Origin of the sequence: Thiocapsa sp. C2-2m (genome assembly GCF_041903745.1) — a bacterium.
Taxonomy (GTDB): domain Bacteria; phylum Pseudomonadota; class Gammaproteobacteria; order Chromatiales; family Chromatiaceae; genus Thiocapsa; species Thiocapsa roseilacustris.
In genome coordinates this window covers 1-25,207 of record NZ_JBBWVD010000032.1, presented here as the reverse complement: position 1 = coordinate 25,207, position 25,207 = coordinate 1, and the positions used below count along the sequence as shown (strand labels likewise).

Sequence of the window (25,207 nt, the reverse complement as noted above, 5' to 3'; positions counted from 1 at the left end):
AGCGTCCGAGATCATTCTCGTTGTCGTTGTCGTCATCGTAATCGCAGTCGTATCGATCGTCGATGACGACAATGACAACGACAACGAACGGTCTCGACACATCTGCCGTGCTGCACTAGACCCAAACGCTGACTCGGGTACCCATGACCAATCCACTTTGTCGACATCTGGTGCTGGTGCTCGGGGACCAGCTCGATGCCGGAGCCGCGGCCGCACGCGACCTGGATGCGAGACGCGATCGGGTCTGGATGTGCGAGGCGGTCGAGGAGTCGACCCATGTGCCTTCGCACAAGGCACGGATTCTGTTGTTTCTTTCCGCGATGCGGCACTTCCGCGACGCCTTGGAGGCGGCGGGCGTCAGCGTCCATTATCGGGCGATGGACGTCGAGGCCGATCTATCTCTTGCTGCCGGTCTCGCCGCAGCGATCCGGAGCCTGCGGCCGGAGCGCTTGATCCTGACCGAGCCGGGGGAGCATCGCGTGCTCGCTGCCTTGCAGGGCGTCGCCGAGGCTAGCGCAGTGCCGCTCGAGATCCGCCCGGACGACCACTTCATCTGCTCGCGAGAGGCGTTCGATCGTTGGGCGGTCGGTCGCAAAGGGCTCCGCTTGGAGCACTTCTACCGCCATTTGCGCAAACGGGAAGGCATCCTGATGGAAGGTCCGGCGGATCCTGCGCAGCCCGTCGGCGGGCAGTGGAACCTGGATCAAGAAAACCGCAAGGCGTTCGGTCGACAAGGTCCGGGCATGGTGCCTGAACCGATCGGTTTCCCACCCGACGCCATCACGCGCGACCTGATCGTGATGGTCGAGCGGCGTTTCCCGGACGCCCCGGGCACACTGGAACGCTTCGACTGGCCGGTGACCGCGGTACAAGCCCGCGAGGCGCTCGATGACTTCATCCGCAACCGGCTCGCGGCGTTCGGCCCGTGGCAAGACGCCATGTGGACCGGCGAGCCCTATCTCCATCACGCGCGGATCTCGGCCGCCCTGAATCTCAAGCTGCTCGACCCGCGCACGGCGATCCATGCCGCGATCACGGCCTTCGAGGCGAACCAGGCGCCGCTCGCCTCGGTCGAAGGCTTCGTCCGCCAGATCCTCGGCTGGCGTGAGTATGTGCGCGGGATCTATTGGCGCGAAGGGCCGGTCTATCTGGAATCCAACGTTCTGGATGCACACTGCCCGCTCCCGAATTTTTACTGGACCGGCAAGACCGACTACGCTTGTCTCCAGGCGTCGATTGGACAGGTGCTCGCATACGGGTACGGCCACCATATCCAACGCCTGATGGTGACCGGGCTCTTCGCGCTGCTGCTCGGGGTTGAGCCGCGCGAGGTCCATGCCTGGTACCTGGCAATGTTCGTGGATGCCGTCGAATGGGTCGAGGCGCCCAACGTGATCGGGATGAGCCAGTTTGCCGACGGCGGGTTGTTGGCCTCCAAACCCTATGTCGCGACGGGCCAATACATCAATCGGATGAGCAACTATTGTCGGCAGTGCCGCTATGATCCGAAGGAGGCCGTCGGTGAGACCGCCTGTCCGTTTACGACGCTCTATTGGGACTTTCTCGATCGGCACCGGACTCGGTTCACCAACCATCCGCGCACCGCGCTGCAATGGCGGAATCTCGCGCGGTTGGACGTCGATCGTCTCGGGGCGATACGCCGGCAGGCGGAGGCACTTCGTGCAGATTTGGCAGCGGGAGGGAGCGGTTGAGGGTGAGAGCAGCTGTCAGCTATCAGCCTTTAACCTTTCGCCTTTAACCTCATGAACACAAATCAAAACACTCCGGACGCGGTTTAACATGAGCACAGACGTCATCATTATCGGCGCCGGTCTCTCCGGCTTGGCCTGTGCCGTCACACTGCGCGAGCGGGGTTTCGAGCCCCTGCTGATCGAGGCGTCGGATGCTCCCGGCGGTCGCGTGCGCACCGATCGACGCGACGGCTTTCTCCTGGATCGCGGTTTCCAAGTCCTGCAGACCTGGTACCCCGAGGCGCAGCGGTTCTTCGACTACGCGCGCCTGGACCTCCGGCCCTTCTATCCGGGTGCTTTGGTCCATACCCAGGGCCGGATGCATCGCGTCAGCGATATCTGGCGCCGCCCGATGCGGCTGCCCGAGATGGTCGTGTCGCCGGTGGGAAGCCTCGGCGACAAGCTGAGACTCCTCGCGCTGCGTCGTCGCGCTTTGGCGGGCGATCTGCAAGCGCTCTATTTGCGTCCGGAGCGCGACGCCTTGGCCTTGCTGCGCGAGCTGGGTTTCTCGGCACGCATGATCGAGCGCTTCTTCAAGCCGTTTTTCAGCGGCGTCTTCTTCGAACCCGAACTGGGTGTGTCCTCGCGCGCATTCGAGTTCGTGTTCCGCGCCTTTGCGCTGGGCGACACCGCGCTGCCGACGCGTGGCATGGGCGAGCTTCCGGCACAGCTCGCGCAGCAGCTGCCTCGCGACTCCATCCGCACCGGCGCGCGGGTCGAGCGCATCCTGGACCAACAGATCATGCTCGACACGGGCGAGCGGCTGCGGGCGGGCACCGTCGTGCTGGCGACCGAGGGAAACGAGACGGCGCGTCTTCTCGGTCGTTCGTACGGTGCAGAGGTGGCTAGTCGGGGAACCACCTGCGTCTATTTCGCGGCGAGCGTTCCGCCGATCGAGGGACCTTATCTCGTCGTCAACGGCGAAGGGCGAGGGCGGATCAACAGCCTGCTTTGTCCGAGCAATCTCTCGGACCATTATGCCCCGCGGGGCGAGAGTCTCATCGCCGTCAACGCGCACGGCGCGGAGCACAATCCGGATGCGCTCGAGACGGACCTGCGTCGCGAGCTCATCGCCTGGTTCGGCGATCAGGTTCTCGCCTGGAAGCGCTTGGCGGTGTATCGGCTGCCGCATGCCTTGCCGGTTCAGTCGCCGCCGGTCGCCTATCCGGGTGCCGTGCGGCTGCGTCAATCCGATTGGCTCTGGACCTGCGGGGAATATCGGTCGGCACCCTCGATCCAATGGGCGCTACATTCCGGGCGTCGTGCGGGGGAGGAGATCGCGAGCAGCCTGCTCGGAAGCCACGCGGGAGGTGCGATCAGGCAGTTGGATGCCGGACCGCGCACCACGAGCCTGCCCTCGGCCGATCCCTGATAAAGGGTTTTGATCGTGGTATGAACGGGACCTCGCCCGAGCGAGCGTCCGGCTCCGCTCGGAAGGGTTCAGACCCTAGCGAAAGGAGGGATTCTGTCGGCAAGAAAACCCAAGATCCTGAACGGGTTGCACCTACGCGGCCGATCTCCTATCGTAGCCGCTCACGAGAACAATCATCCACCTGGAGTTTGGAGTATGAGATCTACGATTGTCCGCGCGCTGGCCATTTCACTCGCTTTTTCGGGCTCTCTGGCAGTGACCCCGTCGGTTGTCGCCAGCACCTCGGAACCGGAGCCTGATCTGGATCTCGGCCAACGCCTGCATCGCCAGTGCGCACTCTGCCACGGCCAGTACTCGCAGGGCATCCTGGGTGGCAAATATCCGCGTCTTGCGGGCCTGCCCGATTATTATCTGATGAAGAGTCTGATCGATTATCGCGACGGCAACCGCGAGCATGCCGCGATGATCGTCGTGGGCGGGCTGCGCGGCCTGTCGGATGATGACTTGAACAGCCTGGCGGGCTATATCGCGAGCATTGATCTGGAAGCGGTTCATCCGCTCGATGTCCCGACCCCGGAAGGTGCGGATGTCGAAAGCGGCGAGGATATCTATCAGAGCGATTGCAAGACCTGCCACGGGCGCGCTGCCGAAGGCAACAAGCGCAAGGAAAGCCCCAGGCTCGCCGGTCAATACGACGGCTATCTTTTCCGCCAGATCGAGAAGTTCAAGACCGGCAAGCGGATGCACGCCAACGATCCGGAAGACGAGACCTTCGTGGACTACAGCGACCAGGACATCCTCGATATCATCGGCTTCGTGACGACGCTCGACGACAAGAACTGAACCCCGAGTCGGACATATCCATAAAAATATCTTGAGGATACAAGAATGAAATACCTGAGCCTTGTCGTTGCATTCACCCTTCTCGCGTCCCTGCCGCTGATGGCGGCCGAGGACGCTTCTCCCGAGATTCGCATGTCGGATGTCGAGCACACCGTGCTCAAGATCGGGCTTGCGCCAGGCGTCTCCGCCGATGCGGCGGGCGAGGCCATGCTCTCCAAGGCGGTCGAGCTCAACATGCGCCTGGTTGCGCATCTCAACGTCGGGCAGGAGGTCGGAAATCGCGGCATCGAGTCGATGCGCCTGGAGATCTTCCAATTCTGCAATCCGGAAGACGCGGTCAAGATGGCGCGATTCAACACCATCTTTGCGGCCTACATGCCGTGCAGCATCGCCTTGGTCGAGGACACCGACGGCCGGATCTGGTTGCAGATGCTCAATCTCGACATGCTGATCAGCGCCTATGACCTGCCGCCCGAGCTTCAAGCATTGGCACTCGGCATCAACGGTCAGATGCTCGACATCATCACCGCCGGCGCGACCGGAGAGTTCTGATCGCCGCTTGTCGGGTCAGGCTGTCCTGACCCGACACAGGACTCCCGTAGGTCGAATGAGCGATAGCGTCATCCGACGAGCAACTTTCGAGCAGGTCGCAAACGTCGGGTTACGGCGTGCATCGACCTCTGCGGGCAGCATTCGAGAGCGTGCCGGCGCGCCTAACCCGACCTACGGCAGAGGTCCTGCGGTTTTGACCGCGCGCCGATAGCTCAGCCAAGGTCGAAGCAGATACTGGATCCCCGCGACCCCCAGCGCGAGGAAGCCGAGGATGGCCAAGGGCGTTGCCGCCGCGTTGTAACCTGCATCGTCGAAGAGCAATGTGACCGCCAGGATCACGGCCAAGCTCACGACGCCGACATGAACCCATAGGTTCGTCGCCGGCCCCGACCACCGGGCTGCCAGCATGGCACCGAGCCAGGCCGCGATTGCCCCGCCGAACAGACCGGCAGCCACATCAACCGGCCAGTGCACGCCGACCGCCACCCGGCTCAGCCCGGCCAGCACGGCCAACGTCAAGAACAGCGCCCGTAACGCCGTCCAGCGTGTGTAGTAGATCAAGACCCCGAAAAAGACCGCTGCGGTCACGCTGTGACCGGACGGAAAGCTCATGCGGGAGTGGCTCGGCCCGATGAGATTGAAGGCATCGGCTGCGAGTACGCCCGGCGGGCGCGTCGTATCGAACAGCGCCTTGAAGCCTCGGCTGTAGGCGGCTGCGATCAACGCGGCGAGTATCAGCGCCCAGAAGACTCTCGGGTAGCGCAGTGCGAAGAGGAGGGCCAAGGCGAAGGGTACACGCTCGTCGCCCAAGACCGTTAGACACTGCCAGACCCAGTCCGGATAGGCCGCCGCGGCAGCGTTGATCCGGATGAAGCCGGCGTCGTATCCGACGCCGAGATAGAGCGTCAGGCCGACGATCAGGCAGATCCTGGCCCACCCCGACAACCAGGCCGCGCCGCTTGGCGATGTGAGCGTGGTTCGAGCGGCCCCCGTCTCCAAACGCTGACCAAGGTCTTGCTTCCAGAATGCGATGAGGTCGGTGTGCATCGTTGTCTCAGGGTTGCGTGTCGATGGCGCGCCTGTCGTCCGCCTGACCCATGCGCACCAAGGCGACCGGACCTCGACGATAGACGAGGTCTTGCTCCAAGCCGGGGAAGTCCTCGGTCAGGGCGTCCAGCTTGTCGACACGCAGGAAGACCAGCTCGCCGGGCAAAGGTGGGCGATTCGGTGTGACGGCATCGCGATAGACGCTGAAGCTCGGCATGGAGGTGCGATAGACCACCGTCGGGAGGTCTAGCTCGCGCGCCAGCAGACCCGCCTCCTTGACCGGCGCCTGCATCACCTCGAAGACCCGCGGGACCAGGACCCCGTAGACCACCAGCGTTTGGATCACGCCGGCAAGGATCAGCCGCTGCCAGAGGGGCGGGCGCGACCACAGGAGCAGGCCGATCATCGCGGCCAGACCGGCGAGCATGGCGCCCAGATAGTCGAGCCCCAGGACCCCGCGGGCATCTTGAAACATGGCGACCTCGTGCGCCCTGTCCGCTTGCGATTCGATCAGACCAATCACCCCGGGGAGCACCGCAAGCAGGCCGAGGAAGATCAGCGGCGCCGCGAAGGCGAGCCAGCGGCCCTTCAGCAGATCGCGATGCTTGGCCATCAGGATAAAGAGCGGTGTAGCCCCGTAGAGCAGGTAATGCGGCAGCTTGGTCCCGGAGAAGGAGAAGAAGACGAAGACGGTGCCGAACCAGATCCAGAGGAAGCGTTCGAGCGGATCCGACCAGGCGGCGCGCAGCCCCGGCAGGAGACGCAGGAACCAGCCGGTGAAGGGCAGCAGGATGATCGGCAGCATCACCAGATAGTAGCCCGGAAACCCGGCGTGGCCGTGCATGGCATCGCCGAAGCGCCCGGCGTTGTGCTCCAGAAAGAAGCTGCGGAAGAATCCCGGTCCGTCGTCGAGATAGACCGCGAGATACCAGGGCAGGGCGACCGCAACGAACACCAGCCAACCCTTCGGTGCGAAGGCCGCCTGCACCCAGCGCCGCAACTCACGTTGCGACCCGAAGAAGAGCAGGCTGACCAGCACCGGGAAGAAGACCGCTACCGGTCCCTTGGTTAGGAACCCGAGCCCCATCCAGAGGAAGGCGCGCAACACGAAGCGGCGGTTCGTCGCGGGATTCGGGTCCAGGTAATAGCGATAGATCTCGAAGAAGGCGAGCGCGATGAAGAGGTTGAGCACCGCATCGGCGACCGCCCCCTTGGCGATCACCGAGACCTGGAGGCTCAAGGCCATCACCAGGCCGGCGACGACCGCGCTCTCGCGATCAAGACGCTCGCGCACGAAGCCCCAGACCGCGAGTACCCAGAGGGTCGCGGCCAGCGCCGAGGGCAGACGCAGCGCCAGCTCGTTGAATCCGAACGCCTGCGTCGAGGCCGCCTGCAACCAGTAAATGAGCACCGGTTTGTCGTAGCGCGGCTCACCGTCCTTGTAGGGCGTGATGAAGTTGCCGCTCGCGAGCATCTCGCGGGTCGCCTCGGTGAAGGCGCCCTCGTCCAGATCGTAGAGCGGCACCGCGCCCAACTGCCAGTAAAAGCTCAGCAGTACGACCGCGACGAGCAGCCAGGGCGAGGTCAGGACGCGTCCGAGCATCCCGCTCGGGCCGCGGTCGGCGATGACTGGGCTCATTGCGAGCGCCTCCAGTCGGCATGCGTCGGATCGGACTGCCAGCGAATCCGGTGGTGGGTGTGCTCGCCCGAGGCATAGAAGGTGCGCATCATCAGCTCGGCGAGCACCCCGGTCGTGAGGAACTGGATCGACATGACCAGGAAGAGGATGGACACGAAGAGCATCGGGCGTGTCCCGATGTGTTGTCCGAGTCCGAACTTCACCCAAAGCATCTCCGCCATCAAGATGCTCCCGAGCACGCCGAAGAGGATCCCGATGGATCCGAAGAAGTGGCCCGGTCGCGATCCGAACCGCAGGAAGAAGAAGGCGGACAGAAGGTCGAGCAGGACCCGGAATGTGCGCGAGATCCCGTACTTAGAGGTCCCAAAGCGACGGGCCTGATGGGCGACCTCGGTTTCCCCGATGCGCTCGGGCGCAGTCACGCCGGCCACCCAGACCGGGATGAAGCGGTGCATCTCCCCGAGCAGGGTGACCTCCTTGATCACCTCGGCGCGATAGACCTTGAGGCTGCAGCCGTAGTCGTGCAGGGCCACGCCCGTGACCTTGCCGATCAGTGCATTGGCCATCTTGGAGGGGAGCTTGCGCATGACCAACCCATCCTGGCGTTGACGGCGCCAGCCCTGCAGGAGATCTAGGTCGCGTGTAAGCAGCTCCTCGACCATGCGCGGGATGTCGGCCGGATCGTTCTGCAGATCGCCGTCGAGCGTGGCGATCAGCTCGCCGCGTGCCGCGTCGAAACCGGCCTGCATGGCCGCGGTCTGGCCGAAGTTGCGCCTCAGCCGGATCACCCGTACATGCGGGCCGAAGCGCTCGCCGACCTTGCGCAGACGCTCGCCCGTGCCGTCGCGGCTGCCGTCGTCGACACAGATCAGCTCCCAGGCGCCGCGGTACTCCGCAAGCCCTTCATGGACCCGCCTCAGCATGGGCTCGACGTTGTCGATCTCCTGATACATGGGGATGACGACGGAGAGTGACGGATGGTCTGTCGGGACCTGTCCGTTCGCGTTCGCCACCCCAGGCGCCGGTTCAATAGCGGTATTCATGTGAGTTCCAAATGGTCACAGCCAGCAAATCCCAAGCCCCGAAAAATCCCGTAGTGAATGGTTCGAAAATAAGAAAAACAACTCGACGAGAGAACACCTTTGCTACGATCGTCGTTGTCGTTGTCGTTGTCGTTGTCGTTGTCGTTGTCGTTGTCGTTGTGGTTGTGGTTGTCGTTGTCGTTGTCGTAATCGACAACAATCAGATTCGGTGCTCAACGTATTCTTGACACGTGACTAAACCGCTTCCAGAGCGAGATGCTCACTTTCGAGCGAGCTCGACGTTTGGTGCATCCCCGGCCCTTAGCGGGGGGCGCGGTCTAATATGTTATGTTTCTCAAGAACTTAAACCACGCCTGCTCCAGCGGTCGGCACGTCTGCCGGGGCCGATCCCATCCAAAATCATCGCTTATCGCGCCGGGCGCGGTTTAATGCGTGCTGGACTCCAGGCTGTCGCGCAGGAAGCGGAACAGTTTGCGCGGTGCGTCGGGCCGGCCGCGCTCTTGGTCGCGTTGTGCGGCACGGATCAGCGTACGCAGCTGCTGGCGGTCGACATCCGGGCATGCGTCGATGAATTCGCTCAACGCGCCCTCGTCTTCGGCGATGAGTCGCTCGCGCCAGCGCTCGAGCGCATGCAGGTGTGCGGCCGCCTCGCGCTCGCGAGACTCGGCCTGGTCCACCAGGGCGTGGACGGCGGCCATGTCCTCGCGTTCCAGCAGGTTGGCGATGCGCTTCCAGTGACGGCCGCGGGCACGGATATCCTTGATCCGGGACGTCTCGTCCAAGGCGACCCAGGTCGCTGCACTGAGGTTCAGACGCTCCAGCTCGGTCCGTGGCATTCCGGCCATGCGCTCGGCCAGGGCCTGCAGGGCCAGCTTCTCGCGCTTGAGCTGGCTCTTGCTCGGGCCGCGCTCTTCGTCCCGATACTCGTCTTCGTCGTCGTCGATCGTAACGTTCATCCCGAAATCCAAGAATATGCGGTAGGGTGCGGTGAGCCTGCGAACCGCACCGGCACGCCGCCATATAGTTCGCGCCTCGCCGCAGACGACCGTCGGTTCCCGACCGGTCGTCCGGCCTGACCACGTCAACCAAAACCCTTGCGCGGTTTGCGCCTTTGCGGTTCGAGATCCGTTATGCGGCCGGCTCCAGATGCTCGAGGATCAATTGCGCGGAGCGGTTGCCTCGGTAGTCGTTGACGTCCAATCGATAGGCGAGCCGGACGGCGCCGCCGGCCTCCGAGATCTGCTCGCCCAGGTTGAAGCCGATGGCCTCGATCGGTCCATCCTCGGCCGCGGGTCCGGCAAGACGGAGCTTGAGATGGCGCTCGCCCACCAAGCGTGCGCTCAAGACGTCGAAGGTGCCGTCGAAACGGGGCTCCGGGAAGCCCTTGCCCCAAGGGCCGGCGACGCGCAGGGTCTCGGCGGTCTCCAAGGTCATGAGCCGCTGCGGAAGCGCACCGTCGGATGCGATCTCCGGCTGCGGCGGCCGGTCGCCGACCACCGTGCGCACGGCCTCCGCAAAGGCCTCGCGGAACCGGGGCAAGGCCTCCGGGCGAATGCTCAACCCCGCGGCCATCGCGTGACCTCCGAAACGCTCGATCAAGCCCGGATCTTGACGATCCACCAGTGCGATCAGATCGCGGACATGGACTCCGTCGACCGATCGCGCGGAGCCGCGCAGAAACCCGTCACCGCCGTTTGCAAAGGCGATCACGGGGCGATGATACCGCTCGCGGATGCGCGCCGCGACGATCCCCGAGACACCCTGGTGCCAATCCTCGCCAAACAGACAGAGTCCGGGCGGCAGTGTCGCGCCGTCCAGACAGAGCCCCGCGAGAGAGGACTCGGCCTCGTCCTTCATCGCGCCTTCGATCTCACGGCGACGGCGATTCAGGGCATCGAGACGCGCCGCAAGGTCCGCGGCGACCTGCGGGTCGTCGGTCAGCAGACAATCGACACCCACCGACATGTCCTCGATCCGACCCGCCGCGTTGAGCCGGGGTGCGGCGACGAAGGCCAGATCGGTCGCCGTCGCCCGGCTCGGGTCCCGGCCGCCGATCGTCAGCAGTGCACGCACGCCCGGACTGCACCGCCCGGCGCGGATACGTCTGAGTCCCTGCTCGACCAGGATCCGATTGTTGCGGTCCAGGGTCACCACGTCCGCGACCGTACCCAGGGCGACCAGGTCCAGCAGATCCGCGAGGTTGGGCTCGGGTCGCCCCGCACCGAACCAGCCCTGCTCGCGCAAACGGGCACGGGCGGCGACCAGCAGATAGAAGACGACGCCGACACCGGCCAGGTGCTTGCTCGGAAAGGCGCAGCCCGGCTGATTGGGGTTGAGGATCGCGGCGGCGTCCGGGAGCCGCTCGCCGGGGAGATGATGATCCGTCACCAGGACCGGGATGCCCAGCTCCGCGGCCCGCGCAACCCCGGCGAGACTGGCGATGCCGTTGTCGACCGTGATCAGCAGATCCGGTCGGCGCGGTGCGGCGGCGTCCACCACCGCCGGACTCAGGCCGTAGCCGAACGCGAACCGGCTGGGGATCAGATAGGAGACCTGCGCCGCGCCTAGGCCGCGCAAACCGCGGACCGCCAGTGCGCCGCCGGTCGCACCGTCGGCGTCATAGTCCGAGACGATCAGCAGATGGCCGCCGCCGCGGATGTGATGCACCAGCAGCTCGACCGCTTGATCGATCCCGCGCAGCGCGCTTGCCGGGTGGAGCGCCGAGAGTCCGGGCGCCGCCTCTTCCGCACCCTCCACGCCGCGATGCGAATAGAGTCTGGAGAGCAGCTCGGCGGGTGTGCGGGCGGCGGCGAGCGCCGCGGCGCTCGCCGCGCGTCGAATCATGGGGCGCGACATCAGTCCAATACCGGCAAGGGGACATGCAGCGCCGCAACGACGGCGCGCAACAGCTCGATCTCCGTCCGATTGATCCCGGCATGCTTCAACGTCGCGATCAGGGCACGGAGTAGCCGCTGCTTGTCGTCCATGCGCAGCCGATCGAGCCGGGCGAGCGCTCGGTCGAGACGATCCGGCCAGTCGTCCGGTCCGATCGGGGTCATCTCGCGCGGACGCATCCCGAGCGACGCCAGACCGGCGGCGAAGGCGGTTCGGGCGGCGCGTTGGTTCGGGTTGCCGTGCACCGCCAGGATGACCAGCAGATCGCGGATCTCGTCTTCGCAGCCGGAGAGACGGGCAGTGCCGGCGCTGTGCGCATCGGTCGGGGCGATGGTGTCTTGGATCTGCTGCGCGAGCAGGCGTGCAAGGACATACTCGAAGACATCGATGCGCCCGTCCGCATGGATCAGCCGATCGAGCAGCGCCATCAGGCGCGCCAGCTCGGTCTGCGGACGACGGCGCAGGGTCGGGAAGGCAATCTCGAGCAGCGGGATGCGCAAGTCCGTGGCCAAGCTCGGCACCGCGGAGAGGAGCGTGCTGACCTGACGCTCGCCCTCGCTGCCGAGTGTCTCGGCGACCATCAAGAGCTGGCGCTCGCGGATCTCGGGGTCCGGGTCGATCAAGAGATAGCAGACGACCGTCATCACCCACTCGGTGGAGCGGGCGGCGCGTGCAAGCGGTTCCGGGATCGCCCGGTTCAGGCGAGCCGCGACCTGGATCCGTGCCGTATCGGGCCGACCGATCGCGCCGACGATGCGATCGGCATCAAGACTCGACGCGCTCGGTCGCCCTTCGAGGATCGGCCGAGGCTCGGCCATCGCGGCGACGATGCCGGCCGCGCTCGGCGTCGCCAACCTCTGCATCACCTGCATCGTTTCCAGCTCTGCGGGGTCGAAACCCGGCTCGATTGCGCGAATGCGATCGGCGATCGGCGGATGTGTGGCCAAGAGCCGACGCGTCAGCCCCGCGGCGAAGAGCATGTGCCCGATCTCCTCGCTGTCGGCCGCAAGCACCGATCCGGCCGGTGCCGCGCCGATCTTCTTCAGTGCACCGGCGATCCCCTCCGGCTCGCGGGTGAACTGAACGGCCGAGGCGTCGGCCAAGAACTCGCGCTGACGCGACACCGACGCACGGATCAGCCGTCCGAAGAAGAGCCCGATATAGCCGGTCGCGACCAGAGCGAGGCCGATCATGACGATCGCGGCGGTGTGCTTGCTCGCCCGGCCATGCCGTACCGAGAGCATGAGTCGGCCGATGATGGCGAGCACCAGGATCCCGAACAGGATCCCGATCAGGCGAATGTTGAGGCGCATGTCGCCGTTGAGGATGTGCGAGAACTCGTGTGCGACAACGCCCTGAAGCTCCGAGCGGGTCAGTGTCCGCAGGGCGCCACGGGTGACCGCGATGGCCGCATCGGCCGGCGAATAACCGGCGGCAAAGGCATTGATGCCGTCCTCCTGCTCAAGCACGTAGATTTGAGGGACCGGCACGCCCGCAGCGATGGACATCTCCTCGACCACGTTGCGCAAGCGCTGCAGCTGCGGATCCGTCGTATCCGCATTGACCATGACCCCGCCGAGCCCGCGCGCCACGGCCCCCCCGCCGTTGCGCAGCGTGAGAATGCGAAACAGGCTGGCGAGCCCGATCGCACCCGCGGTCAGCAGAGAGACCCAAATGAGCAGAGGGAGGCTCTCGCGAGCCACGTCCCACGAGAATACCGGCGAGAAACCGAGCCCATCCGGATCCGAGCCGAGCCCCAGGAAGGCGAGCGCGACCAAGTCGACCACCGCCACGATGCTGATCACGGCGAGGACGAACAGCACCACGAGGAGCCGCGTGCGCCGACGGGCGCGGTCCTGATGCGCGAAGAAGTCCAATTAAACTGCGTCCTTAGTGTTCATGTGGGGTTTTGATTCGGGTTCGATCTCGGAGGCTCTCTGCCGGCGTCGGCGTGGACCCAGTTTAAGTCATTAAAAAAACAAAAAAACCTGAACCGCGCCCCGCCGTGATTGTGGATCGCGGAGAGGTCGTTCCCAAACGCAATCCTTCCATAGACCCACAAGCGCGGTTCAGAAGGAGACTGTGACGGCCTCGCGTTTCTCCGGCGCCTCGATCTCCAACAACTGCGCGGCCGTGAATCCGAAACGCTGCGCGATCAGGTTGTTCGGGAAGACCTCGCGCAGGGTGTTGTAGCCCATGACCGCATCGTTGAAGGCTTGGCGCGCGAAGGCCACGCGGTTCTCGGTGCTGACCAGCTCCTCGGAGAGCTGCATCATATTTTGATTGGCCTTGAGGTCGGGGTAGGCCTCGGAGAGCGCGAACAGCTTGCCCAGTGCTCCGGCCACGCCCATCTCGGCTTGGGCCAGCATCGCCACCGCGGCGCCGTCGCTCGGATCGGCCGCGACCTGCTTGAGGCTGCCGACCGCTTGGTTGCGGGCCTGGATGACGGCTTCGAGCGTCTCGCGCTCGTGGGTCATGTAGCGCTCGGCGACCTTGACCAGATTCGGGATCAGGTCGTAGCGGCGCGTGAGCTGAACATCGATCTGAGCAAAGGCATTCTTGTAGCGATTGCGTCCGGCAACCAGGCGGTTGTAGATGACGACGACAAGAATCGCCAACAACACGATCAAGCCAAGCAGTGTCCAGCCCATCGGTGCTCCTCCTAAACCGCGCCCGGCGCGGTATGCGATGTTTTTGGATGGGATCGGCCCCGGCAGACTTGACGAGCGTTGGAGCCGGCGCGGTTTAGATGATCAGTGTCCACGGATCGCAGCAGTCGCCGGGTCCGGTGTCGGGCCTCGGCCGTCACGCGGCCTTCGGCAATGCTCCGAAAGGCTAGCATACTCCCGCTGGGTTAAGCAGGGGCGGGCAAGCGGGGCCTCGGGCCCGCTCGCGCATCGGGCTCCGACCCCGCTGCACCTTGCCGCCTGTCAGTTGACGCCGACACCCTGGTTCCAGCTCGAGAGGCCTCTCACGGAGCTACGGAGACACGGAGGACACGAAGCAAAGATGTTGAGTTCTCCGTGTCTCCGTGTCTCCGTGAGAGATTTCGGAAATTGATCGGTGCTGAGCCCGCTGCACTGCGGCGGGTTGCCGATGCGGGTCGAGGGAGTACCATTGCGTCCGTACGGTCGCGTGCTTGCCTCGATGCGACTGTTGAGAATAAGTCACGTGTCAGAAATAACTTAAGCACCGAATCTATTCGTTGTCGTTGTCGTTGTCGATTACGACAACGACAACGACAAGCGTGGCAAAGGGATTCTCTTGTCGAGTCGTTTTGCTTTTTTTTGTTCCTAGGGAGCATTCCTCTTGCTTGAAGTGATGTATGCCGGCGGTTGGCTGATGGTGCCGATCGTCGCCTGCTCGATCATCGCAACCGCTGTCGTCATCGAGCGCGGATGGACGCTGCGCCGCTCGCGGATCATGCCGGCGAATCTCGTGACCCGGATCTGGGAGTGGCACCGTCGGGGCGAGCTGACCGATGCGCGAATCGAGGAGATCCGCACGGGCTCCCCACTCGGGCGCCTGCTTGCGTCCGGGCTTATCAATCGAAATCACTCGCGCGAGATCATGAAGGAGGCGATCGAGGACACCGGCCGTCAGGTGGTGGCCGAGCTGGAGCGCTTCCTCAACAGTCTGGGCACGATCGCCTCGGTGGCCCCTCTACTGGGCCTGCTGGGCACTGTTCTCGGCATGATCGATGTCTTCGGCGTCATCATGGACGCCGGTGTCGGCAACGCCGCCGTGCTCGCCGGCGGGATCTCCAAGGCGTTGATCACGACCGCGGCCGGTCTGTCGGTGGCCATTCCGGCGCTGATGTTCCATCGCTTCTTCGACAATAAGGTTGCACGGCTCGCACTCGACATGGAAGAGCAGTCGCTGCGGCTCGTGGAGGTGATGAAGGGCGAGCGCGAGGCCGGCGAGGTCTCCGCGTGAATCTGCGTCCGCACCGTCGTGAAACGGCCGACATCAATCTTACCCCGCTGATCGATGTCGTCTTTCTGCTGCTGATCTTCTTTATGGTCTCCACCACCTTCAAGGACGAGGCGCGGCTGCGCGTGCAGTTGCCCGAGGCGCAAGGCGAGGAGATCCCGGCCGAGGAGCCCGAGATGATCCGGCTCGTTATCGATCGGACCGGATCCTTCAACGTCGACGATCGGGCCGTGCTCGATCGCGAGACCGAGACGCTGGTCAAGGTCCTGAAAGAACGGCTAGGAGAGCGGGAGCCCTTGCCGGTGCTCATCCAGGCCGATGCGCAGACGCCGCATCAGGCGGTCATGACGGCGCTCGATGCGGCCAGCCAAGTGGGTCTGGTGCAGATCGCCTTCGCGGCCACCCGCGCAGGACAGGACGACTCCGAACAGGCTCGACCTGCGTCCGAGCAATCCGCCCCGCAGCCCGCTCGGCCATCCGCAGGGGAGGTCGCTGAATGACCGAAGACCCATCCCGCTCCGAGGTCGAGGCCGGACCCATCTATCGCCGGCTCTTGGGCTACGTCAAACCCTACTGGCGCATGTTCAGCGTCTCGATCGTCGCCATGATCGCCTTCGCGGCGACCGAGCCGCTCTTCGCGGCCATGATGCAGCCACTGATCGACGGCAGCTTCGTGGACCGCAACGAGGAGATCGTGCGCCTCATGCCGTTCGTGCTGGTGGCGCTCTTCGTGTTTCGCGGCATCGCCGGCTTCATCAACAACTACTGTCTGAGCTGGGTAGGTCGGCGCGTGGTCGCGGATCTGCGCCAAAAGATGTTCGAGCATCTGCTGCGTGCCCCGACGCGCTATTACGATAATCAAGGCTCCGGACACATCCTCGCCAAGCTGACCTACAACGTCGAGAACGTCGCCACCGCAGCCACCTCGGCAATCACGACCCTGGTCCGCGACGGCTTCAGCGTCATCGGCCTGATGGCCTATATGCTCTACCTGAACGCGGGGCTCGCGGCGATCTTCCTGGTGATCGGCCCGCTCATGGCCGGCGCGATCAAGTACGCGACCAAGCGTTTTCGCCGCCACAGCCGCCGCATCCAAGACCGAGTCGGTGCGCTGACACAGGTCGCGCAGGAGGCGATCGAGGCCCATCGGGTGGTCAAGGCGTTCGGCGGCCAACCGCTCGAGGCGCGACGTTTCAGCGCCATCAACGAAAAGACCCGCTCGTTGCAGATGAAGATGATCGCGACCGAGGCGGCGAGCGTGCCGCTGGTTCAATTGATCTCGGCAGTCGCGATCGCCGTGATCGTCTATCTCTCCACCATGCAGGGACTGAAGGAAGACATCTCGGTCGGCACCTTCATGTCCTTCGTGGTCGCCATGGGTCTGCTCCTGCCGCCGGTGAAGCGTCTCACCGCGGTCAACGCACATCTGCAGCGCGGCATCATCGCCGCCCAGAGTCTGTTCGAGCTACTGGACGCGGAGGAGGAGCGGGATCAGGGACGGCATACTTTGGAGCGAGCCGAGGGACGCGTCGAGTACCGTGGCGTCACCCACGTCTATTCGCCCGACAAGCCGCCGGCGATTCGGGACCTCGACCTCGTCATCGCACCGGGCGAGCGGGTCGCGCTGGTCGGACGCTCGGGCAGTGGCAAGAGCACGGTCGCAAGCCTGCTGCCGCGCTTCTACGACGCGACCGCGGGCGAGATCCTGATCGACGGCATCCCGATTTCCGAACTGACCTTGGCGAGTCTGCGTGCCCAGATCTCGCTGGTGAGTCAAGACGTGGTGCTCTTCAACGACAGCATCGCCAACAACATCGCCTACGGTCAGGCCGAATCGCCGAGCCCCGAGACGCTCGAGCGCGTCGCCGTGAACGCCCACGCGCTCGACTTCATCCAGGCCCTGCCCGAGGGCTTCGACACGCGTATCGGCGACCGCGGCGTTATGCTCTCGGGTGGGCAGCGTCAACGTCTCGCAATCGCCCGTGCGATGCTCAAAGACGCCCCGATCCTCATCCTGGACGAGGCGACCTCCGCGCTCGACACCGAGTCCGAGCGTCATATCCAGGCCGCACTGCAGGAGCTGATGGCGAACCGCACGACCCTGATGATCGCCCATCGTCTCTCCACCATCGAGAACGCCGACCGCATCCTGGTGATGGACAACGGACAGGTCGTCGAGCAGGGCGCCCACGCCGAATTGTTGGCGCAGGGCGGCTATTACGCCCGTCTGCATCGCCTCCAATTCCACGATGCCGGTGAGCCCCCGGTTGCGTCTTAAACCGCGCCCGGCGCGGTATGCGATTTGTTTTGATGGGATCGGCCCCGGCAGAGGTGACGAGCGTTGGAGTCGGCGCGGTTTAAGAGATTGAAAAATATTAAATTTTAAACCACGTCTCACCGAGATCGAGGACATCTCCAAAGCCAAATGCAAAACGAAAATGACGCAGGTCGCTCTGAACACGGTTCAAGCCCCGTAGGTTGTGCTGACGTCAGGAAGCACAACTCGCTTGGCGCCGCGTCGAGCCTCCCACGTCTCGGCACAATCAAGCGGACGGGCGGATCGAGGTAATGGACCCGAACCCCATCTGGTACGGCCGTCATCCTCTCGGCCTCATCCTGGCGCCGCTCTCCTGGCTTTTCTGTTTGGTGGTCCAACTGCGTCGCCTGGGCTATCGCAAGGGCTGGCTCGCGAGCCGGCGTCTGCCGGTGCCGGTGGTAGTGGTCGGTAATCTCACCGTCGGCGGGACCGGCAAGACCCCGGCCGTCCTGAAGCTCGCGGAGCTGCTGCGGGCGCGCGGTTGGCGTCCTGGGTTCATCACACGAGGCTACCGTGGACGGGGCGGCGGACGTGGCCCGGCCGCGCCGCGCCGGGTGCCTCCTGACGGTGAGCCCGGCGATTTCGGGGACGAGCCGGTGCTGCTGGCCCGTCGCAGCGGCTGCCCTGTCGTCGCCGGACCGGATCGTGTTGCCGCCGGTGCGCTCGCACTGTCCGGGGGCGACGTGGACATCCTGCTCGCCGACGACGGACTCCAACACTATCGGCTGGCCCGAGACATCGAGATTGCGGTCGTCGACGGCGCCCGCGGTTTGGGCAACGGCCGCTGCTTGCCCGCCGGGCCGTTGCGCGAGCCGCGCGGGCGTCTGGATACGGTCGATCTGGTGCTGACCAATGGCGGCGGCTCGGGTAACGACAGGGGCGACGGATACCGGATGCGTCTGATTCCGGGTGCGGCGGTCAATCTCCGTGACCCCGCCGTCGCTAAACCGATCGCCGACTTCATCGGGCGGCCCGTCTTTGCGGTCGCGGCGATCGGCAACCCCGAGCGCTTCTTTGCCATGCTGCGCGCTCTGGGCCTTGAGGTGGAAGGCCGCGCCTACCCGGATCATTATCCCTTTACGCCCTCGGATCTCGACGCCTGGCCCCCCGGCCCGGTGCTCATGACCGAGAAGGACGCCGTGAAGTGCGCGCGCTTTGCCGGCGAGGAACACTGGTATCTGCCCGTGGAGGCCGAGCTGAATACGGCCTTCGTCGAGGCATTCTTTCGCAAGCTGGAGGCATCGACCCATGTCCGCCCGAGAGACTTCCGATAAACCCCTAGGATTCAAGGTCGTTATCCCCGCGCGCTACGGCTCGACGCGCTTGCCCGGCAAACCCATCCTGCCGATCGCCGGCAAGCCGATGATCCAACATGTCGTGGAGCGTGCGCGCGCGAGCGCCGCCGACGAGATCCTGGTCGCGACCGATGACCCACGCATCGCCGAGGTCTGTCATGGTTTCGGAGCCGAGGCGGTGATGACCGGCAGCGAGCACCGCAGCGGATCGGAGCGTATCACCGAGGTCATCGCGCTGCGCGGCTGGGACGACGACGTGGTGGTCGTCAACCTGCAGGGCGACGAGCCCGCAATGCCTGCGTCCTTGTTGGATCAGGTCGCGAGCGACCTGGCGGGTATCGCCGATCTTGGCATGTCCACACTGGCCGCGCCGATCTGGGACCGCGCGACCCTCTTCGATCCGCACGTCGTCAAGGTGGTCACGGACGCCCGAGGCTATGCGCTCTACTTCTCGCGCGCCCCGATGCCCTGGCACCGCGACGAGTTTCTCGCCAACCGCCCCGAGCTGCCGACATCGGTCCCTTTTCTCCGCCACATCGGGCTCTACGCCTACCGCGTCGGCTTCCTCAAGCGCTATCTCGACTGGGCGCCTTCGCCCCTGGAGATGGCGGAGTCGCTGGAGCAACTGCGGGTGCTTTGGCACGGCGAGCGCATCCATGTGGCGATCGCCGTATCCGAGCCGGGGCCGGGTGTCGATACGGCCTCCGATCTGGCCAAGGCCGAGCGGCTGCTGGCGTAAACCGCCCCCGACAAGCGCCTGGAACGATTCAACAACGAACGAAACATGTAGGCTGGGGTGAGCTTGCGAACCCCGGCATCCCCGGCGCAGGCTTCAAGCTGGGGTTCGCAAGCTCACCCCAGCCTACTCGTGAATTAAGGTGTTCGCCTTGACCATCCAATTGCCAGACGATACCGCCGAACGCCTCAAGTCCCTCGCCCGCAGCCGGGGAATGAGCATGAACAGGTTGGTGGAAGAAATGAGCGCCCAAGCGCTGTCCGCCTGGGATACCGAGAACCATTTTCGGGCGCTGGCGGCGAGCGGCGATCTGCAGGATGCGTTGGTCATTTTAGACCGGCTGGACGCCGAAGAGCGCGATACCGGACCGTAAGGTGCATTCCGGGAAAGGATCTACCGGCGTGGGGCGAATGAATTCACCACAGCATCTGCTGGTCTTCCCGGCTTGCGTGGCCGTAGATTGTGCCGAGCCGTGCGAGGCACAACCCACCGTCGGCGGACGTTGTGCCTCCTATCGTCAGCACAACCTGCGGGTCTGGGATTTTGCAGAAATCGCCTAAGTGATCACCGGTCGTCAAGTCTGCCGGGCGCCGATCCCATCCGAAAACATCGCATGCCGCGCTAGGCGCGGTTTAGGCCCGGAGCGTCGACTCGAGGCAGTCCATGAGGTCTTGCATCTCGAGCGTGAGCGCGCCCTCGAACGGGTCCAGGATTCGGATCTGAAGGATCGCGTTGGCGCGATGGCTGGCGCGACCGTATTGGTCCCTCTGGATCGGAGGTCGGGCGAGATCCGATTCCAGCACCGCGAGTCCCTCGCCGGGCAGGATGTCGATCAGGCGCCAGATCTGCCCGTCATGCTCGCAGCGATGGCCGATCAACGTCCTCAGCCGCTGCAGCAGCGCGGCATCGATTGCATGGGTCTGTGTTGGAGTTGTCGGGCTTGCTGCTTTCATTTAAATGATGCCCATCAGCCGCGGTTGACTTCGCGGCGGTGACCGATCCGGACCATCATAACGCAGACGCGCCGGTCCTCGATGCTGGCGATGATCCGATAATCGCCGACGCGATATTTCCACAATTGGCCGAGGCGTGTGCCCTTCAGCGATTCACCCAGGGTCCGCGGATCATCCAACGTGGCGATTCGTTCCCGGAGAAAGGCCGTGATACGCCGCGCGATTGGTTTGTCGAGCTTGGCCAGATCCTTCTTGGCGTCATCGACCAGTTCAATCCGCCAGGCCAAGGTCACGCTCCACCTCGGACAGGGTCAGCGTCTGGGTGCGGCCGGCGCGGAGGTCGCCCAGTCGTTGCTCCCCCAGATCGATGTCCTCCAAATCATCCGAGTGCTCCAGGATCGCCTCTCGGACGTAGAAGGTCTGACTCCGGCCGGTCCGCTGCGCTAGGTCGTCGAGCCGGGCCTCGATCTCGGGGGGGAGTTGCAGGGCTAGCATGGCAGCCTCGTTGTGGCTTGATTCAGAACTGCGGGAGCAGTGCGCGTCCGTCGCGATCACTGCGGGATATCGACCAGCTCGACCTTGAGCCGCTTGCCGACGATGGCCGCCGCTCGGCTCAGGGTGTCGAGCCGCACCTTGTCGTTGTCGGGGTCGAGCAGACGGTCGAGTTGCGAGCGGCTGGTCTGCATCCGCTGGGCCATCTCCACCTTGTTCAAGTGCTGGCTTTCCATGGCCTGCCGGAGTTGCCAAGCGAGCACGCGCTTGGCAGCAACCTGACGGGCTTCTTCGAGACGACCCTCCTCCCGGAGAAAGTCCTCTAGGCTTGAACCGATGTTTTTGTCTTCAATCATTTATTTCACCTTTCATCCGTTTGACGGCGATGTCCAACTCTCGATCCGACGTCTTCTGCGGATCCGGCGTCTTCTGCGTCTTCTTCACGAAAACGTGAAGCAAGATCATCCGCCCTCCGGTCCGGCCCTGAAACAGGTGCCCGACGGCCCGTGGGCGCGGTTGACATACTGCGTGTGGCCGCCATTGAGATGGCGCATCCCTTTGGCGAGATTGGCATCCGGCGTCTCCAAGACCAGGTGATAGAGACAGAGCGCGGCGGCCAATTCCAGCCGCAGGGGTCTCGCCATCGTTGTCCTCGTGGACACGAAAACCGACACCACACCATTGACTAGACCGACAGGATGTTCACTGTGAGAACTGCCCCTAGCTCTTCGAGCAGACACTTGGGGCTTGCCCTCGGAGCTCAGGCGCGGATCACGGCGATCGCTCGGCCCTGCGGACTGGTCGCTGTCTGACAGGCGGTCCGCTCGGCGATCGGTGGCTGATTGGAACGGCGGTCGAAGATGACCAGCCAGCCGGTGTCGAGCCCCAGACCGTCCAAATAGCCGTCCAATTGTTCCAGACCCTCGACGAGGGGATCAGCCTCGCGGTCGCGCCAGACCTTCAGCTCCAGACCCAGGGTCACCGCACCATAACGCAGACACAGATCCATCCGCCCCATGCCGATGGCGTATTCGCGTTCCAACGTTCCGCCGCCGTTGACCACCCGATGCAGGAAGGCCATCAGCACCAGGTGTGGGGCGATCTCATGATAAGCGGCGCTGCCCAGCAACGGCTGACCGTGGCGGCGCCAAAAGGCGAGGAAGGCCGTGAGCAGGGATTGCGGATTCAGGCTACCGTCGACGTTGAGCCAGGTCGGGCTGATCTGCGGGAGTGAATCTTGAGGCCCGCTCGCCAACATCCGCGGCAGGACCTCCCGGTAGATGGGATTGGCCACCACCAGACCGCCGGCACCGTCGCGGCGCAACAGGCCCAGATCGACCAGATAGTCGCGATCGTCCGTGGGCACCTCCCCGAGGGCCGTTCCCGCCAGGATGGGCTCGATGACCCGGCGCACCCGTGGTTCCTGGAGTTTGTGGGCTAATTGATCCAGATGGGTCACGCGGTCGACGATCATCGCTTCCTTGGCCTGGTCGATGAGGGCTAGGGTGATGGGCTGACGCCGGTCGCGTCCCTCGTGTAACTCGAAGCAGGCGCGATAGGCCAGGGCATTGACGAGCCAGGGCTGGCCCCGGGTCAGCTCCCAGACCTGCGCCAGTGCCTCGGGGGTGAAGACCTGCCCGGTCTCGCGGGTGTGCTCCAGCAGTAGGGTGCGGGTCTCGGCGGCGCTGAAATCGCCCAGCCGAAGCGATTTGGCCTTGATGTTGAACGCGCTGCCGCCGGTGATCGCCTCGCGCTCGGAGCTGGCATGGATGCGGTAGTCACGCAAGTCGCGCACCCCGCACAGAATGATCGTCTGCGGAAAGGCCGTCGGTCGTTGCGGATAGCCGGCGCGCAACTGGCGCAGCAGCGAGAGCAGGGTGTCGCCGATCAGGGCGTCCACCTCGTCGAGCAGCAGCACCAGCGGTTGGAGCGACTGCGCGCTCCAGCGGGCGAGAAATTCGCCCACCGCCGTGCCTCCGCTCGAGCTCAGGATGATCTCCCGCCCCAGATCCGCCGCCCCGGCGTCCCCGAGCTGATCGCGCGCGCCGCGCGAAATTTGCTCCACCACGGCCGTCATGCCCTTGTCCAACTGTCCGCGATAGGCTTGGGCGACCTCCAGATTGGCATAGACCGCCCGACAGCGCCCCTCCCGATTCAGATGCTCCGCCAGCGCCAGCAGGCAGGTGGTCTTGCCGGTCTGGCGGGGCGCGTGCAGCAGGAAGTATTTCTTCTGATCGATGAGGGCGAGGATCTCGTCCAGATCCCAGCGCGACAGTGGGGGCAGGGTGTAGTGGTTTTCCGGCCGGTTCGGGCCTTCGGTGTTGAAGAAGCGCATCGGGCGAGCTCGTCGGCAGCGAGAATGCGGGCGAGCATAGCACCGCCGTTAGGCCCCCGCCGCGCATCCACCCGGAAGGGCGTCCGCGCGCCGCGCCCGACCGACGCCGCAATCGGTCAGTGGTCGCGGTACAGGTCGCGCCGGTGTCCGATGCTCAACGCCAGAACGACACAACGAGTGTCCTCGATGCGGCAAATCAGGCGATAGTCGCCGAGGTATCGCAGACGAAGGGGCGGGGTTCCGGTACTTGCCGACCGCTCAGGGTTCAGCGTGTCCCGCCTCGGCCTGCCCCTCGGGGTGCGCCGGGTAGAAGGTCTTATCGAACAGTTGCTCGGCGCTGTAGGGGCATTGTTCCGGGAAGGTGCTCGAAGGCAGACCGCTTTCATCGCTGGCCAACCCGACTGCGTCGGCATACGCCTCGCCGATGGTTGCAGGCAATCGCGCCTTCAGGCCGGGAGCCTGTTTCAGTAATTTTTCCAGCCGGTTGCGTTGCTCGATGAGGGTCGCGCGCCAGCTGTCGCCTTTGAATTCACGCCAGCGCTCGGACAGGGTTCGATACTGATACTCCCACTTCAACAGATGAGCCAGCAGGATGGTCAATCTGTTTTCGAGCTCGCGCTGCTCGCACTTTCCCATGTCGCTCAGTTCTTCCACGAGATGTTCGACGTCCAGCTCCGAGTAGCACCCGGCACGCAGCAATTGGACGTGGCGCTCCGCCCAAGCTGAGTAATCGTTCTTGTAGAGTGTGTCTAGGTCGGTCATATCCTGATCCAACGGCTGCCGAGTCCGCATCGAGGGTGTTTGTCGCCCATCATCTCGTTTATCTTTCATCCGTTTGACGGCGATGTCCAACTCTCGATCCGGCGTCTTCCTCAAGCGGGACGGGGCATTCGCCCCCTCCGCAACGTTTTCCGCGAACCTGCCGAATCATACCAACGGTCAGCGTCGGCAGCCCGACAACCAAGCCTGCCTTGCAAGGACTAACCAAATAGGTTAACGTTTTTCCATGGAGAAACGAACCCCACACTGCCGGCTGTCTTTTGTCAAAGCGTTGATTGATGAAGGCAAAGTGCGAATGACGCAAAGCGCCATCATTGGTGGAAGGCGACTCGGTTTCGATGCGGACGGCATTCTGGCAACGGTGTTGGCGCTCGCGCCAGCCGACTTCTACAAGTCGATGAGGACCCATGCGGATCACCGGATTTGGCAAGATGTCTACCACGCAACCACCTCGGTCGGCGAAGTCTATGTGAAACTGACCGTCATCGACGATGTGTTAATCGTGTCATTCAAGGAGCTATGAACATGCAATGTCCCGTTTGTGGCACCGCCGAACTGGTGCATGATACGCGTGACGTCTCGTTTATTTATAAGGGCGAAACCACGATCATTCCTGCTGTGACTGGCGATTTTTGCCCCGCCTGTGCTGAATCAGTCCTGGATCTGACGGAATCGCGTCGAATGAGTGAGCAGGTTGGGGATTTCATGAAGCAGGTGAATGCGGCGATTGTCGATCCGGGATTCATCGCCGGCGTTCGCAAGAAGCTCGCGCTCGATCAGCGCGAAGCCGCAGCGCTCTTTGGTGGTGGCGTCAACGCCTTTTCACGCTACGAGAACGGCAAGACCAAGCCACCCTTAGCGCTGGTCAAATTGCTGAAGGTCCTTGACCGTCACCCGGAGTTGTTGGATGAGGTCAGAGCGGCGTAGTTCGCCTGGGCGGCGATCAGGCGAGCCTCATTCGATACCCCGTCCCGCATGGAGAAAGACCGCGTCGGTGAAGACCGACGCGGCGACGGCTACCGGTTATCGTGGTTTTCAGTCACGGTCCCCGGCGCAGGGTTTTGACAGGCGTCTAGCCGCACACAGGCTTGAGTACTCGAAGCGTAACTTCTCAAAAACTCATGGCGTGGCCGAAGCGGCCAGCGCCCGCTCGCGGATCAGGTCGGGCAACAGCGGAACCGTCCCGAGCTGTTTGATGCGATCGCCCAGATAGTCCCAAAACGA

Annotated in this window: 29 protein-coding genes; 13 read left to right on the top strand and 16 right to left on the bottom strand. The window is 64.2% G+C overall.

Features of this window, described 5'->3' with window-relative positions; all coding sequences use genetic code 11:
• Positions 1-143 precede the first annotated feature (143 nt).
• From AADX97_RS21575 to AADX97_RS21560, 4 genes are all read left to right on the top strand, one after another.
• A complete protein-coding gene (locus AADX97_RS21575) occupies positions 144-1,712 on the top strand; it encodes a cryptochrome/photolyase family protein (protein WP_374236086.1) in 1,569 nt (522 codons plus the stop codon).
• An 88-nt stretch (positions 1,713-1,800) separates the two neighbouring features.
• Complete coding sequence (locus tag AADX97_RS21570) at positions 1,801-3,123, top strand: NAD(P)/FAD-dependent oxidoreductase (RefSeq protein ID WP_374236085.1); 1,323 nt, start codon at positions 1,801-1,803, stop codon at positions 3,121-3,123.
• 195 nt (positions 3,124-3,318) lie between these two features.
• Positions 3,319-3,966: a cytochrome c gene (locus AADX97_RS21565; RefSeq protein WP_374236084.1), complete on the top strand. Its 648-nt coding sequence runs from the start codon at positions 3,319-3,321 to the stop codon at positions 3,964-3,966.
• Between the two features lie 45 nt (positions 3,967-4,011).
• Complete coding sequence (locus tag AADX97_RS21560) at positions 4,012-4,518, top strand: DUF302 domain-containing protein (protein WP_374236083.1); 507 nt, start codon at positions 4,012-4,014, stop codon at positions 4,516-4,518.
• A gap of 171 nt (positions 4,519-4,689) precedes the next feature.
• On the opposite strand, the gene AADX97_RS21555 is transcribed toward AADX97_RS21560, so the two are convergent.
• From AADX97_RS21555 to AADX97_RS21525, 7 genes are all read right to left on the bottom strand, one after another.
• On the bottom strand, positions 4,690-5,565 hold the full coding sequence (locus AADX97_RS21555; RefSeq protein ID WP_374236082.1) for a phosphatase PAP2 family protein: 876 nt from the start codon (positions 5,563-5,565) through the stop codon (positions 4,690-4,692).
• A 7-nt stretch (positions 5,566-5,572) separates the two neighbouring features.
• Complete coding sequence (locus AADX97_RS21550; RefSeq protein ID WP_374236081.1) at positions 5,573-7,204, bottom strand: ArnT family glycosyltransferase; 1,632 nt, start codon at positions 7,202-7,204, stop codon at positions 5,573-5,575.
• Positions 7,201-8,247 carry a glycosyltransferase family 2 protein gene (locus tag AADX97_RS21545; protein WP_374236080.1) on the bottom strand — a complete coding sequence of 349 codons (1,047 nt, stop codon included), beginning with the start codon at positions 8,245-8,247 and terminating at the stop codon, positions 7,201-7,203. Before AADX97_RS21545 ends, AADX97_RS21550 begins: the two co-directional genes overlap by 4 nt.
• A gap of 425 nt (positions 8,248-8,672) precedes the next feature.
• Positions 8,673-9,203, bottom strand: a complete 531-nt coding sequence (gene yjgA, locus AADX97_RS21540; protein ID WP_374236079.1) for a ribosome biogenesis factor YjgA — start codon at positions 9,201-9,203, stop codon at positions 8,673-8,675.
• A 172-nt stretch (positions 9,204-9,375) separates the two neighbouring features.
• Positions 9,376-11,103: a single-stranded-DNA-specific exonuclease RecJ gene (recJ, locus tag AADX97_RS21535; protein ID WP_374236078.1), complete on the bottom strand. Its 1,728-nt coding sequence runs from the start codon at positions 11,101-11,103 to the stop codon at positions 9,376-9,378.
• Positions 11,103-13,019, bottom strand: a complete 1,917-nt coding sequence (locus tag AADX97_RS21530; protein ID WP_374236077.1) for a M48 family metallopeptidase — start codon at positions 13,017-13,019, stop codon at positions 11,103-11,105. Before AADX97_RS21530 ends, recJ begins: the two co-directional genes overlap by 1 nt.
• Before the next feature lie 192 nt (positions 13,020-13,211).
• Entirely contained in the window at positions 13,212-13,793 is a 582-nt protein-coding gene (locus AADX97_RS21525) for a LemA family protein (protein ID WP_374236076.1), read from the bottom strand.
• 658 nt (positions 13,794-14,451) lie between these two features.
• Between AADX97_RS21525 and AADX97_RS21520 the strand changes: the two genes are divergently transcribed.
• The 7 genes from AADX97_RS21520 (at position 14,452) to AADX97_RS21490 (ending at position 19,983) form a co-directional block, all read left to right on the top strand.
• Positions 14,452-15,078, top strand: a complete 627-nt coding sequence (locus AADX97_RS21520) for a MotA/TolQ/ExbB proton channel family protein (RefSeq protein ID WP_374236075.1) — start codon at positions 14,452-14,454, stop codon at positions 15,076-15,078.
• Entirely contained in the window at positions 15,075-15,575 is a 501-nt protein-coding gene (locus AADX97_RS21515; RefSeq protein WP_374236074.1) for an ExbD/TolR family protein, read from the top strand. The genes AADX97_RS21520 and AADX97_RS21515 overlap by 4 nt, the downstream gene beginning before the upstream one ends.
• Positions 15,572-17,353: a lipid A export permease/ATP-binding protein MsbA gene (gene msbA / locus AADX97_RS21510; RefSeq protein WP_374236073.1), complete on the top strand. Its 1,782-nt coding sequence runs from the start codon at positions 15,572-15,574 to the stop codon at positions 17,351-17,353. The genes AADX97_RS21515 and msbA overlap by 4 nt, the downstream gene beginning before the upstream one ends.
• 290 nt (positions 17,354-17,643) lie before the next feature.
• Entirely contained in the window at positions 17,644-18,666 is a 1,023-nt protein-coding gene (gene lpxK / locus AADX97_RS21505) for a tetraacyldisaccharide 4'-kinase (protein ID WP_374236072.1), read from the top strand.
• The gene (gene kdsB / locus AADX97_RS21500) at positions 18,641-19,426 is read left to right on the top strand and encodes a 3-deoxy-manno-octulosonate cytidylyltransferase (RefSeq protein ID WP_374236071.1); all 786 of its coding nucleotides are present in this window, start codon (positions 18,641-18,643) and stop codon (positions 19,424-19,426) included. Before lpxK ends, kdsB begins: the two co-directional genes overlap by 26 nt.
• Before the next feature lie 139 nt (positions 19,427-19,565).
• On the top strand, positions 19,566-19,796 hold the full coding sequence (locus AADX97_RS21495) for a CopG family transcriptional regulator (protein WP_374236070.1): 231 nt from the start codon (positions 19,566-19,568) through the stop codon (positions 19,794-19,796).
• A 37-nt stretch (positions 19,797-19,833) separates the two neighbouring features.
• A complete protein-coding gene (locus tag AADX97_RS21490; protein WP_374236069.1) occupies positions 19,834-19,983 on the top strand; it encodes a hypothetical protein in 150 nt (49 codons plus the stop codon).
• A gap of 72 nt (positions 19,984-20,055) precedes the next feature.
• On the opposite strand, the gene AADX97_RS21485 is transcribed toward AADX97_RS21490, so the two are convergent.
• From AADX97_RS21485 to AADX97_RS21445, 9 genes are all read right to left on the bottom strand, one after another.
• Positions 20,056-20,376, bottom strand: coding sequence for a hypothetical protein (locus AADX97_RS21485; RefSeq protein WP_374236067.1), 321 nt, complete (start codon positions 20,374-20,376; stop codon positions 20,056-20,058).
• Between the two features lie 14 nt (positions 20,377-20,390).
• Positions 20,391-20,663, bottom strand: a complete 273-nt coding sequence (locus AADX97_RS21480; RefSeq protein ID WP_374236066.1) for a type II toxin-antitoxin system RelE/ParE family toxin — start codon at positions 20,661-20,663, stop codon at positions 20,391-20,393.
• Positions 20,647-20,871, bottom strand: coding sequence for a TraY domain-containing protein (locus AADX97_RS21475; RefSeq protein WP_374236065.1), 225 nt, complete (start codon positions 20,869-20,871; stop codon positions 20,647-20,649). The genes AADX97_RS21480 and AADX97_RS21475 overlap by 17 nt, the downstream gene beginning before the upstream one ends.
• A 56-nt stretch (positions 20,872-20,927) precedes the next feature.
• Entirely contained in the window at positions 20,928-21,224 is a 297-nt protein-coding gene (locus AADX97_RS21470; protein ID WP_374236064.1) for a Fis family transcriptional regulator, read from the bottom strand.
• Positions 21,217-21,333: a type II toxin-antitoxin system RelE/ParE family toxin gene (locus tag AADX97_RS21465; protein WP_374236063.1), complete on the bottom strand. Its 117-nt coding sequence runs from the start codon at positions 21,331-21,333 to the stop codon at positions 21,217-21,219. The genes AADX97_RS21470 and AADX97_RS21465 overlap by 8 nt, the downstream gene beginning before the upstream one ends.
• Entirely contained in the window at positions 21,330-21,512 is a 183-nt protein-coding gene (locus AADX97_RS21460; RefSeq protein WP_374236062.1) for a hypothetical protein, read from the bottom strand. The genes AADX97_RS21465 and AADX97_RS21460 overlap by 4 nt, the downstream gene beginning before the upstream one ends.
• 116 nt (positions 21,513-21,628) lie before the next feature.
• The gene (locus AADX97_RS21455) at positions 21,629-23,203 is read right to left on the bottom strand and encodes an AAA family ATPase (RefSeq protein ID WP_374236061.1); all 1,575 of its coding nucleotides are present in this window, start codon (positions 23,201-23,203) and stop codon (positions 21,629-21,631) included.
• Positions 23,204-23,319: 116 nt separating this feature from the next.
• Complete coding sequence (locus AADX97_RS21450; RefSeq protein ID WP_374236137.1) at positions 23,320-23,472, bottom strand: type II toxin-antitoxin system RelE/ParE family toxin; 153 nt, start codon at positions 23,470-23,472, stop codon at positions 23,320-23,322.
• The gene (locus AADX97_RS21445; RefSeq protein ID WP_374236060.1) at positions 23,462-23,965 is read right to left on the bottom strand and encodes a DUF29 domain-containing protein; all 504 of its coding nucleotides are present in this window, start codon (positions 23,963-23,965) and stop codon (positions 23,462-23,464) included. The genes AADX97_RS21450 and AADX97_RS21445 overlap by 11 nt, the downstream gene beginning before the upstream one ends.
• A 244-nt stretch (positions 23,966-24,209) precedes the next feature.
• On the opposite strand from AADX97_RS21445, the gene AADX97_RS21440 reads away from it, so the two are divergent.
• Complete coding sequence (locus tag AADX97_RS21440; protein ID WP_374236059.1) at positions 24,210-24,506, top strand: type II toxin-antitoxin system MqsR family toxin; 297 nt, start codon at positions 24,210-24,212, stop codon at positions 24,504-24,506.
• A gap of 2 nt (positions 24,507-24,508) precedes the next feature.
• On the top strand, positions 24,509-24,910 hold the full coding sequence (locus tag AADX97_RS21435) for a type II TA system antitoxin MqsA family protein (protein WP_374236058.1): 402 nt from the start codon (positions 24,509-24,511) through the stop codon (positions 24,908-24,910).
• Positions 24,911-25,207 lie beyond the last annotated feature (297 nt).